A 12,297-nucleotide genomic window follows, 5' to 3' on the forward strand; every position below is an offset into this window, starting at 1 on the left:
TGCGTAAGGATTAAAAAAAATATGGAAATTATAAAACTTGAAAATCAGAAAAATGATTCTTTTTTTGAAGCAGAATGTTTTTTGCATATTGGAGAAGCAAAAGAAGATAAAAATTATGTGGCATTTGATTTGAGAAGGGAAGATGATCCGCTGTATAGCTGTTCTTATTATGATTTTGAGAAAGAAAAGGGAGATAAAATATTTCATTGTTTTGATGGGCAGGATTATTCGTGGAAATGTTATGAAAATGAAGTTACGAATGATGAAAAATTGAAAAATGAAATTTTCGGAAATTATGATATTTTGAAAAACAGCACAATTAGGTATTTGAAAGAAATAATTCATAAAAATAAGGTTGATTTTTCAAAAAAATTAATTGAACTTCTTGAGAAAATAAAAGCGGGAGAAAAAATAGACAAGAAGGAATTTCGAATAGAACTGAAAAAAGTTGGACTGTATAAATCAATTTGGAAAGAAAAAACAGAAATTTTTGATGATGTTGTAACACGGGAAATTGGTTTTGAGAATATAATGAAATTTATTGAAGAAAATAATGTGAACAGGGTTATCTTTGAGGATGGTAAATTTTTAGAAAAGGAAGAAATAAGAAAATATATTAAAGAATACACAATTGTAGAATTTCGTGATTTTAAGCCAATTAAAGATTTTGATATGATAAAAATGACTTTGGAAGAATGGAATAATCTCAAGAAATGGAAAAAATTGGAAGTAGAAAATAATATTATTGAAATTGAAGAAAAAGATTTTGAAAAAGATGTTTCGATTTACAGGTTAAATGGGAGAAAAATAAATGCAAAAATAGAAGTTACAGATTTTGTGGAAATAAAAAATAATTTTTTTCGTTATTTTAATAAATGGTTTAGTAAGGGAAAAGATAATAATTTGAGAGAAAAGGCAATTATAAAAGGTGTTATACGAGATGGAAGAAAGTTTTATAACTGGATTTTTTTTGATGAAAATAGTGAGAGTGTTGCAAGTGAAGAATATGATGAGTTTGGTAAAAGATGTGATTAAAAAAGGAGTGCAGATTATGAAAAAACAATTTTTTAAAATATTTGTTTTATTATTTTTTATAGGAAATTTATCATTTACGGAGAATGTTAGTAATAAATGGAAAGTTTTTGGAAATAAAGAGTATGATATAGAAATAAGCAAAGGAAGAAGAAGATTAAATGATGAAATTTCAGTAGACGATGAAGGTGTTTATTATTCAGGTATAAAAGTAAAAAATGCAGAAAATCTTGTAAATATTAAACAAGAAAAATTAAAAATAAATTTTAAAAATCTTGAATTGATTAAACCAAATGTAAAAAATATAGTAGAGAAAAAATATTTTTTGAAAGATGGGGAAAGAATATTTGCTATTTATGGAACATTAATTAATGAACTAAAAGGAGTGGATTATAATACATTTAAGTTAATATCCGAAGACGTCGCAATAGATAAGGACAAAATTTATATATTTGGAATAGGGGAAATTATTGTTGAACAAGGTTATCATGGTCCATATTTTTCTATGAAAAAAATAACAGGAACACCTCCTGCTAAAGATTTTAAATTTATAAATGAAAATTTGAAACATAACAAAATATTTTTTGAGAATAATAAAAAATTATATTTTTTGTCTGATGGATGGCTAAATGAAGACAGAGCGAAGGAATTAAAAAATATTGATAAAAAAACTTTTAAACCTTTGGAGTATGAATTTATAAAAGATAAGAAAAGTGTCTATTACTATAATTCAGAAATAGATGATTTTGTAAAATTAGAAGGTGCAGATACAAAAACGTTTGAAGTTATAGGAAATGGTTATGCGAAAGATAGGAATAAAATTTATTTTTATGATATTTTTAGAATAAATAAATACCCAATTAAAGTTTTTGCAGATAAAAATTCGTTTATAATATTCGAGAATATGGATGTAGAGGGATTTTCTTACGCAAAAGATAAAGACCATGTTTATTGTAATGGGAAAATATTAGAGGGTGCAGATTATGAGAGTTTTAAAACTTCAAGAGATGAGAGATATAGCATAAATAAAGGAACAGTAAAAGATAAAAATCACGAATATTTGAAATGTACAATCAAAACTTTTTAAGAGAGTGTCCATAATTTTGTGTAATCTCAATTTTCCAACAAGAGCCAAATTATAGGCACTCATTCCACAAACCATAAAAAAAAACATTGTAACTCCAAAAATAATTCCCTCTTTTTTATTTCTAGGCATTAAATCCCTCCTTTAAAATTATAATTTTTACTATTCTATCATAAAAAAAATTTTTATGTAAGTTTTTTTTAAGTTTACCAGAAATTTCAATATTAAAATTTTCTACCACTATTCTAAATCAACATAACTATATGGTATAATATTTTATAAATAAAATAAAAAAGGGGAGATAAAAATGATTACGACATTATGTTATTTAGAAAAAGATGAAAAATATCTGATGCTACACAGAATCAAAAAGAGAAATGATATAAATAAAGGAAAATGGCTAGGAATTGGCGGAAAATTGGAAGTGGGGGAAACACCTGAAGAGTGCTTGAAAAGAGAAGTTCAAGAAGAAACTGGTTACGAATTGAATAGTTATAAATTTCGTGGACTTGTGATTTTTAATTACAATGATGATGAATCGCTATTTATGTATCTTTATACAAGTTCGGATTTTTCAGGAAATCAGCATGAATGTGATGAAGGCAACTTAAAATGGATTCCCAAAAAAGAAATTTTTGATTTAAAATTGTGGGAAGGCGACAAAATATTTTTAGAATTATTGTTTAAAAATACGCCATTTTTTTATTTGACTTTAAATTATGAAAACGACAATTTATTGAGTTCAAAATTAGAATTTAAAGAAAAATATAGTTGCTTTGAAGTTTTTGTTCCAGAAAATTATGTGGAAAAAATTGTGGAAAACTTACAAAAATACAATCTTTTGACAGAAGGCTTTTATGCAGATGTTTATTCTACAATTGATGGAATTGGACATTGGAAAACTTTGGAAGGAGGGAATCCTTTTGATGGAGAAGTTGGAAAATCCAGTGTTGCCAATGAGAAAATTATGAAATTTAGAGTGAAAAAAGATTTTCAAGAGTTAGCATATTATTTAATTAAGGAGGTTCATCCTTATGAAACGCCTGTGATTAATGTGTTTGAGATGGAAGTGTAGAAAATTTTAGGAAGGGTTGAAAAAATATGAAGAAGAATTTTATTAAAATGTTTGTTTTGATATTTTTAATTAGTAATTTGATTTTTTCAGAAAATAAAAAATTAAATGAAAATTACGGAATAGAAGATGGAGAAGTTTATTACATAAATAGAAAAATTGAGGGAGCTGATGCAAAGACTTTTGAAGTTTTTGAAGATGGTGAGTATGCAAAAGATAAGAATAATGTTTATTATGAAGAAAATGTTCTTAATGAAGCAGATCCTAAAAGTTTTAAATTATTGACAAAAATTAGTTATGGATTAAGTAAAGATAAAAATAATCTTTATTTTTGGGGGAATAAGGTAGATAATATAGATGTAAAAACTCTTGAAATAATGACAGATGAATTTTCAATTTATTTAAAAGATAAAAACGGAGTGTATATTTTATTTTCATATAATGGAGGAGTTCCTGTCGATTTAGATAATGTGATAATGTCTCCAAAAATTTTAAAAAATGTTGACAAACAAACTTTTCAACTAATTGGTGGAGGGTATTCAAAAGATAAAAATAGTGTTTATTATATTGGTAAAAAAATAGATGGAGTAGTTCCCCAAAATGTTAAAATTTTAAAAGATTATATTTTTATAGATGGAAAAAATGTGTATCTTTATGGAGAAAAAAAAGAGGATATAGATTTACAAACATTAAAATTTTTTGATGATGATTCCAGTTATTTTTTTGACAAAAATAATATTTATTTTCAAGGAGATAAACTGGAAAATGCTGATTTTGAAAGTTTTAAAATAATGGAATCAAATTTTTCAAAAGATAAAAATAATGTTTATGAAGGAAATGAAAAAATAGATGGAGCAGACGCAAAAACTTTTGAAGTAATTGATGCTTATGCAGGATTTGCGAGAGACAAAAATTATTTGTATCATTCAAATGAAAGAATAAAAAATTCCGATCCGTATACTTTTGAAAGAGTAAATGAACATTTAGTAAGAGATAAAAATCAATTTTATTCTAATGACGGAACAGTTTTAAATGTGGATGGAAAAAGTTTTCAAATAGTAAAAGATTATGAAAAAGATTATTTTATGTATGCAAAAGATAAAAATAAAGCATATTATATAAATTTTGTGGCTGGAAAAGATGAAATGGTAAAAGAGTTAAAAGGATTAAATCCTAAAAATTTTAAAGTGCTAAATCGTTATTATACAAAAGACGGTAAAAAAGTTTATTTTAGTAAAGAATATGCGGATATACAAGAACTTCAAAATGTAGATGTGAAATCATTTGAAGCGTTGCATTTTGAAAATATAGAGAATAAAGATGATTTTGGAAAAGATAAAAATAAAGTTTATTTGTTTGGTCTTGAATTAAAAGATGTAAAACCTGAAAAATTTCAAGTTATGAAAGAGCCAATAACAGAAAAAATTATATATGTTCGAGATGAAAATAATTTGTTCGTAATTTTTTATGATTATTTTTCAGGATTTAATTTTGTAGAGTCTAAAAAAATTGAAAATGTAGATTTTAAAACACTCAAGTGGAAATCAGCAAGAGAAATGGAAGATAAAAATGGAAAATATATGGTGAACGGCAGCGTAATTGATGAAGATAAAATAGGAATTGAATTTATAAAAAATAGAAAAAAGGAGAAAATTTTATGAAAAAATTAATTTGTGCAATTACAATTTTTTTAGCAACAAGTTTAGGAGCAAATGCATACACGCTTAGGGAATGTGTTCAAGAAACGCTTTCAAAAAGGGGAGTAAAACAAAGTATAATTGATGAAACATCAGAATTCTTGTTGTATTCAAAAGGTGGAATGTCGATTATTCCACAAAAAAATGAAATCAGTAGTTTGATTAATAAAGCAGAAAAGTTATTAAAAAAGGATAAAAATAATATTCAAATTAAACAATATTTGATTTCAATATATTCAATAAAAGGTGATACGCAAAGTATTTTAAAAGCTAAAAAGTTGCTTGAAGAAAATTTGAAAGAAAAAGATATTACCGATTTTGAATCTTGGAGCATGAGTGGATTTTATTATTATCAAATTGGAGAAAAGAAAAAAGCACAAGAATATTTTGATAAAATTAAGGAAAAATATAAGGACAGACCGGCTGTTTATAAATTGATAGAGATCGTTCTCACAGATATTGATTTATTGAGTAAAAGTAAAAAATTTAGTGATACTGTTGAGGATTTGGCAACAAATGAAAAGGATTTGGAAGAAATTGAAAAAAATTCTAAGAAGCAAGTTGAAAATCTTAAAATTGTAGAAGATTTTTTTCAATCTGAACAAAATAAAAGAGAATTTGGTGTTGTAGATGAACTTGTTTATAATTTTAATTTTTTGATTCATGCTTCAAAAATTTATGAATTAATGGAAGAAAATTCGAAAGGATCAAAAGGACTTGATTTGAAAACTAGAGAAGAAATAAAAAATTATTATTTAAAAAATATTGCAAATAATGAAAAAATGACAGAAGATGCGATAAGATATAATATTGTACCAGAAAGTACATATTTGTTGCTAATAACAGTGGTAACTTCAATTGATGAAGAAGAAGGAAAACAATTTGTAAATGAACTAGAAAAAACTAAACTTTATAAAATAATAAAAGAATTAGAAAAATAATCTAATTATTAAAAATATAAGAGTTATTTTGAAATATTATTTTAAAATTTTCGAATAAATTTAACAAAAAAGGAGAAAAAATGAGAACAGCAGTATATTGCGTAAGCAAAAACGGATACGAAACATGTTTAAAAATAAGAAATAATGTTTATAAAAATTTACATATTTATGTGTCACAAAGAGTGGCAAATATGCTCAATCTTGAAAGTGAAAATGTGGAAAATTTATTTGTGATAAATGAACGAGTGCCGATTTTATTAGAAAAAACATTTGATAAATATGATTTACATATTTTCGTTGCGGCGACTGGAGCAGTTGTGAGAATTATTGAAGGAAAATTTAAAAGCAAGGACACAGACCCAGCTGTTATTACAGTTGATGACCACGCTAATTTTGTGATTTCATTGCTTTCAGGACATCTTGGAGGGGCAAATGAAGAATGTAGAAAGATTGCGGATGGAATTGGAGCAATCCCAGTAATTACAACTGCTTCTGATGTTGGTGGAAAAATTGCGGTTGACACATTGTCGCAAAAAATTAAAGCAAAATTGGAAAGCTTGGACGATGCCAAAAGAGTTACTTCGCTTATCGTAAATGGAGAAAATGTGAGCATTCATTTGCCAAAAAATATCGTAGAAAATGACAAAAATTGTGCTGGAGCAATAATTGTCTCAAACAGAAAAAATATTGAAATTTCTAAAATTATTCCCAAAAATATTATTCTCGGAATCGGCTGCAAAAGAAATACACCGAAAGAAAAAATCATCGAAAAAATAAATTATGTAATGGAAACTCAAAATTTAGAAATGGACTCGATAAAAAAAGCTGCATCCGCTTGGGTAAAATCTGATGAAATTGGACTTTTAGAAGCAATGACTGAATTAAATATTCCAATAGAGTTTTTTGAAAAAGAAAAAATTTTGGAAGTAGAAAATTTAGTCGAAGAGCGTTCAGAATTTGTAAAAAATCAAATAGGAGTGTACGGAGTTTCTGAGCCTTGTGCCTATCTAGCTTCGAGTAAAAAAGGAAGTTTTTTGGTGAAAAAAGTGAAGCTGGGAGAAGTTACGATTTCAATTTTTGAAGAAGAAATATATTTTGAATGAGCAATTTTTTATATAGAATCAAAAATTAATAAGTAATTCAATTAAAAATATAAATTTTTGTGAAAAGAGGTTAAATAAATGGAAATAAAATTGAAATCTTGTTTTATAGAAATTCGAGATAATCAAAAGTTAAAATTATTTAGTAGCAAAAGAAATAAATTAGACGAAAATAATCTTTATAATAAAATTTTAGATGATATTCAAAAAATAGATTTAATTGATGAAAAAAATCGTAAAAGTCTAAAAAATGATGAAAAAAAATTTTATAGAAAAGATAATAAATTAATTGGAACGGTTTATTATGGCAAATATGGTATAGAACAAAGTCGAATATACAATATTAGAAATAAAGAACAGGAAGAAATATATGAAATACATGAAAATGAAGCCATTCAAGATAGATATTTATATTTTGTAAATAGATTTAGAGATGAAAAAAATTCAAAAGAATATATTGTTTTTATTACTGAAGTTAGAGAGAATAAACATCCAACTGAAATGTTTAATAATTATTTAAAAAAGACATATAAATTAAAAATGGAAGCTGTTACTGAAAAAGATGTAATGGATTATTTTCTAAAAAATTCTGTTACAGAAATAAAGTGTATCACAAACAGAGAAAAAGATATGAATAATGCTTGGGCGAGCTTTTTTGGGAATAATAAAATAGAAATAAAACCCGATGTAAAGAAAGTAGAGTTAAAGATGGAGTTAAATAATGATTTGAAAGAAATTGAGAAAAGAAATATAATTAGTTCTTATTTTAGAAGTAAAATTTCTGATGATGAATATATTTCTTTAAATTTGAAAAATGGCAGAAAAATAAAAATAACAAATAAAAAAGTTGAGATTGACAAATATTTTTATGTGGAAGATGTTGAAAAATTTTATTCTAAAGATGGAGAACTTTTATTAGAAAAGATAGAAAAAGTTTTAGATGATAATTTTGAATATATAAAAAACATTTTGTTAGGTGAAAAAAATGATTAGTAAGTTTTATTTTACAACATCTTTAATAATAATAATAATTTTTTATATTAAATGTATATTCATTGATGATATGAAAAATTCAAAAATTTCATTTAAAGAAATTTTAAAAAATATAGATTATTTGAGAACATATCAGGGCAAGTTGAGTAAAAAAGATTTGGGAATATTTTTTGGATGTCCAATTTTAATTTCAATTATCAGCGTTTTTATTTTAGAAATAAAAATAGACTTCAATAATTCTTTAACTTTGATTGTTAGTATAATATCATCAATCTTATTGAATTTTTGGACTATTTTATTAACAGTTAAAGATAGAATAGAACAAGAAAAGTATAAATACTTGGTTAGTCTCTCTACTAATATAGTTTTAGAAATTTTTATTTCAATAATTTTAATTTTATTGTTGGTTTTTAAAGATTTGAAACTAGATTTTTTAGTATTAAAAAACTTTCTACAAATTAAAATAATTTTTATAAAAATTGTAAAAACAGTGTATTTATTTTTAATATTATTTTATATGATTAATTTTTTAATGATTTTACAAAGAATCTTTTTGATTTCAAATTATGAAAAAAAATAAAAATTTATAGTTAGAATATCGAAGTGAAAATTCTCAAAATAATAAAATTAAGGAGAAAATATGAAAAAAATACTTTTTGCATTAGCACTATTTTTTATAATAAATTTAAATCTAGTCGCTTTAACAATGAAGGAAAAAATCCAGCAAGATTTGTCAAAAGCAGGTGTAAAACAAGAAATAATTGATGAAACTGTAAAATTGGATAAGAAATTTGGAGAAGGATTTGTAGAAGAAGATGGAGACGGGAAAAGGGCAACTGAAAGTAAGGATGAATGGGAAAAACTTTATCTGAAAGATAAAAGAAATTATATCGCCTTGGAAAGATTGATAGAATCGTATTTTGTGACTGGAATACCAAATGATCCTCAGAAGAAAAAATATGTTTCAGAATATTTGAAAATGAATATTCCTGAAGATAGAAAAAATTTCGTTTTGGGAAGGGATTTCTGGAATTGTTCTGAAAACAAAAATATAAAAAATGAGTATTTTGAAAAAGTTAAAAAGATTAGCGATAATCAGTATTATTTGAAGGGAATAGCTCTTTTTGAATATATATCAAAAGAAACGGAAAATATAAAAGAAGATGGAAATTCTAAGTTAATGAAACAGAAAATAGATGAAATAACGCAAAAAATGGATGAAATTGATAAAATACTTGATAATAAAAATTTGCTAGAAAAATACAGAATTTCTGATGAAGAAGCCTATTCTGATCAATTAACTTTTTTTATGGTTGGTGGTATTCTAAAAGCGTTTACAAGTGATACTGAAGGAATGGTCAATGATTTTATAAATAAAATTGCGAATAAAAAGATTTCTAAGGAAGTGGCGGAATATAATAAAAATAAGGAAATGATGACTGTTATGACAATTCAGATGGCAATGGCTTTGAAAGGATTTTTTGGAGAAATGTCAGAAAAAGAAATTGCAAAACTTGAAAAATTGACAAAAAAACTTCAAGGCACTGAAATGTTTAAAAGGATTATGGAAAATTCGGAAAAGGGTGAAACTATTGAAAACGATAGTTATTTAGAAGAAAAGAGAAAAAATTTTGAATCACTTTCAGATGATGAACAAATAAAACAAATTGTTAATCAAAAAAAATTTGACTATATCGAAACAAGAATAGACAAGGAGAAAAAGATTTTCGATTGGACATTTGGATGTAGCGGATTAACTTGTAAACTTGTTTTTTTAGGAAAAAATAAAGATTTTGAGAAAAAATAAAATTAAAAGATCTGAAAGAAAAAGAAAAAATTGTTAGAATTCTTATTTTTGGAAAAAGAGAAGAAGATGAAGAAATTTCAGAAGGAGTATTTTTAAGAAAAGGAACTGACAGTAAAGACAATAAATTTTATGTTTACGATGATGAAAATGAAGATAAAATATTAACAGTTTTTGCAGGTCAAAATGAAAATTTAGATTTTTTAAATTTGTAAATGAAATATTGGGAGAAGATTATAAAAATATTGAAGCGAAATATGGTGGAAGAGATTAAAAATAATAAAATAAAAATTTATTAAAATATAGTAATTTAGGAGAAAAAAATGAATAAAAATGGAAAAATTTATGTAGTAGGAATCGGGCCGGGAAAAAAGGCAGATATGACTTTTAAGGCTTATGAAGCGATGGAAAAAAGTGATGTTATTGTTGGGTATAAAACTTATACAGATTTGGTAAAAGAATATTATCCTGATAAAGAAATAGTGAGTTCTTCGATGATGAAAGAAGTTGATAGATGTACTGATGTTTTGAAGATGGCAAAAGATGGGAAAAATGTGGCTCTTATCAGTAGTGGAGATGCTGGAGTTTATGGAATGGCTGGGATTATGTTAGAAATTGCGGATGATAAAATAGAAGTGGAAGTAATACCAGGAGTTACAGCTACAAATGCGGCTGCTGCAATAACGGGAGCTCCTGTTATGCACGATTATGTGACAATTAGCCTAAGTAATTTACTGACTGACTGGGAACTTATAAAAAAAAGATTGGAACTTGCGGCACAAGGGGATTTTGTTGTAAGTATCTATAATCCGAAAAGCCGAGGGAGAGTTACGCAAATTGAAGAAGCACAAAAGATTATGCTAAAGTATAAGCCAAAAACGACTCCAGTTGCAATAGTTAGAAATGCAGGAAGAGAAAATGAAGAATATGTTGTAACGACTTTAGAAGAGATGACAAAACATGAAATAGACATGCTCACAATTGTGATAATTGGAAATACAAATACTTATGTGAAAAATGGGAAAATTATAACTCCGAGAGGATATAGCAAAAAGTATGAATATTAAATAAAAATTTTAAGAAATTAGAAAGAGGAAAGATGGCAATAATTTATGTGACAGGTGGAGCAAAAAGTGGAAAAAGTAAATTTGCGGAAGATTTGCTTTTATCTTTGAATGATGGAAAGCAAAAAAATGTGTATCTTGCGACTTCGGTTGTTTTTGATGAAGAGATGAAAAAAAAAGTTGAATTGCACAAAGCGAGAAGAAAAGATAATTGGATTACGGTTGAAAGTTATAAAAATTTTTCACAAAGTTTGGAAGAAATGATGAATGAAAATAAAAAAAATAATATGCTCGTGGATTGTTTGACGAATATGATAAGTAATATTATTTTTGAAAATGAAGAAATAGATTGGGAAAAACCTGAAAAAAATCAATTGGAAAAATGTGATAGAAATGTGAAAAAGGAAGTTCAAAATTTGTGTGAAATTTTTAAAAATTTTGAAAATGTTGTAATTGTGTCAAATGAAGTGGGAATGGGCCTTGTTCCCGCTTATTCGCTTGGAAGATATTTTCGTGAAATTGCTGGGAAAATGAATCAGTTTGTTGCAGAAAAAGCTGATGAAGTTTATTTTGTAGTTTCAGGAATTTCGATGAAGATAAAGTGAAAACTGTTTATAAAGAGAGATTTAAAGTAAGATGTGAAAACAAATGAATTTAATGGGGAGGTCAAATGTGGAACTTGAAATCAAAAGTAAAAAAATAGACTATCATTATAGTGAATTTAGAATGCTGCTAATTGCATATATTTGTGTATACTTTATGAGTCCTATATTTATTTTTTATAAAAAGTGATAAAAAATATTATTATATTTTATTAATTAATGCTGTTTTTGTCATGATATTTTATATATTTATAGTTATATTACAAATTTTTTTAAGATTATTAATAAAATTAAAAAGAAAGAAAATAATATTTTCAGAAAATTATTTAGAAATTTTTTTGGAACAGAAAGTAAAAAAATAGAATATGATAAAATAGAAATGATTTTTCTGAGAAAAAATTTATTGAATTCAGCAGATATAATAATAAATTTTCCAACCAATAATACAAGTTTATTTAATAGACAAGAAGAATTATTTAAAGGCGATAAAAATAGTATAGTGATAAGTAATGTTATTAATTATGAAGAAATATTTAAAGAATTAAAACAAAGATTATTTTTCTTTGAAAGTAAAAATGAAAAAATTTTAGAATGTAAAAGTTTTATCGAAAATAAAATAGTAATAATATTTTTAATATTATTATTTTATTTTTTCTATAAAATAAAAATATCAATATGTTTAATTATTATGTTATTCGTTAAAATAAAAAGGTATAATTATAAAATCAATTATTTAAATAATGACCAAATAAAAATTTTTAATGCGAATAAAGAAATTTATATAAAAAAAAATAACTATTTTTTTGACAAAGATGACTTAAAATTAAAAATTAAAAATGTTGATAGAATTTTATTGTCGAGTAATTCAGTGTTTTTACCTATGCATTATAAAATAAAGGGATAAAAAA

The 12,297-nt window shown here is 24.9% G+C and carries 12 protein-coding genes; all 12 read left to right on the forward strand.

What is annotated here, in order from left to right; genetic code table 11:
* The first annotated feature begins 21 nt into the window (after positions 1 to 21).
* The 12 genes from AB8B22_RS01860 (at position 22) to AB8B22_RS01915 (ending at position 12,293) form a co-directional block, all read left to right on the forward strand.
* The gene (locus tag AB8B22_RS01860) at positions 22 to 1,035 is read left to right on the forward strand and encodes a hypothetical protein (protein WP_369711430.1); all 1,014 of its coding nucleotides are present in this window, start codon (positions 22 to 24) and stop codon (positions 1,033 to 1,035) included.
* Complete coding sequence (locus AB8B22_RS01865) at positions 974 to 2,119, forward strand: DKNYY domain-containing protein (protein ID WP_369711431.1); 1,146 nt, start codon at positions 974 to 976, stop codon at positions 2,117 to 2,119. The genes AB8B22_RS01860 and AB8B22_RS01865 overlap by 62 nt, the downstream gene beginning before the upstream one ends.
* Positions 2,120 to 2,423: 304 nt before the next feature.
* A complete protein-coding gene (locus tag AB8B22_RS01870; RefSeq protein ID WP_369711432.1) occupies positions 2,424 to 3,191 on the forward strand; it encodes an NUDIX domain-containing protein in 768 nt (255 codons plus the stop codon).
* Between the two features lie 26 nt (positions 3,192 to 3,217).
* On the forward strand, positions 3,218 to 4,849 hold the full coding sequence (locus tag AB8B22_RS01875; protein WP_369711433.1) for a DKNYY domain-containing protein: 1,632 nt from the start codon (positions 3,218 to 3,220) through the stop codon (positions 4,847 to 4,849).
* Positions 4,846 to 5,826, forward strand: a complete 981-nt coding sequence (locus tag AB8B22_RS01880) for a tetratricopeptide repeat protein (RefSeq protein ID WP_369711434.1) — start codon at positions 4,846 to 4,848, stop codon at positions 5,824 to 5,826. Before AB8B22_RS01875 ends, AB8B22_RS01880 begins: the two co-directional genes overlap by 4 nt.
* An 80-nt stretch (positions 5,827 to 5,906) precedes the next feature.
* Entirely contained in the window at positions 5,907 to 6,929 is a 1,023-nt protein-coding gene (gene cbiG, locus AB8B22_RS01885; RefSeq protein ID WP_369711436.1) for a cobalt-precorrin 5A hydrolase, read from the forward strand.
* Between the two features lie 78 nt (positions 6,930 to 7,007).
* A complete protein-coding gene (locus AB8B22_RS01890) occupies positions 7,008 to 7,919 on the forward strand; it encodes a hypothetical protein (RefSeq protein WP_369711437.1) in 912 nt (303 codons plus the stop codon).
* A gap of 70 nt (positions 7,920 to 7,989) precedes the next feature.
* Positions 7,990 to 8,499, forward strand: coding sequence for a hypothetical protein (locus tag AB8B22_RS01895; RefSeq protein ID WP_369711438.1), 510 nt, complete (start codon positions 7,990 to 7,992; stop codon positions 8,497 to 8,499).
* 60 nt (positions 8,500 to 8,559) lie between these two features.
* Positions 8,560 to 9,726 carry a DUF4473 domain-containing protein gene (locus tag AB8B22_RS01900; RefSeq protein WP_369711439.1) on the forward strand — a complete coding sequence of 389 codons (1,167 nt, stop codon included), beginning with the start codon at positions 8,560 to 8,562 and terminating at the stop codon, positions 9,724 to 9,726.
* A gap of 320 nt (positions 9,727 to 10,046) precedes the next feature.
* On the forward strand, positions 10,047 to 10,790 hold the full coding sequence (cobJ, locus tag AB8B22_RS01905) for a precorrin-3B C(17)-methyltransferase (RefSeq protein ID WP_369711440.1): 744 nt from the start codon (positions 10,047 to 10,049) through the stop codon (positions 10,788 to 10,790).
* 32 nt (positions 10,791 to 10,822) lie between these two features.
* A complete protein-coding gene (gene cobU, locus AB8B22_RS01910) occupies positions 10,823 to 11,392 on the forward strand; it encodes a bifunctional adenosylcobinamide kinase/adenosylcobinamide-phosphate guanylyltransferase (RefSeq protein WP_369711441.1) in 570 nt (189 codons plus the stop codon).
* 400 nt (positions 11,393 to 11,792) lie between these two features.
* Complete coding sequence (locus AB8B22_RS01915; RefSeq protein ID WP_369711443.1) at positions 11,793 to 12,293, forward strand: hypothetical protein; 501 nt, start codon at positions 11,793 to 11,795, stop codon at positions 12,291 to 12,293.
* Positions 12,294 to 12,297: the final 4 nt, after the last annotated feature.

The organism is Leptotrichia rugosa, assembly GCF_041200005.1.
GTDB lineage: Bacteria > Fusobacteriota > Fusobacteriia > Fusobacteriales > Leptotrichiaceae > Leptotrichia > Leptotrichia rugosa.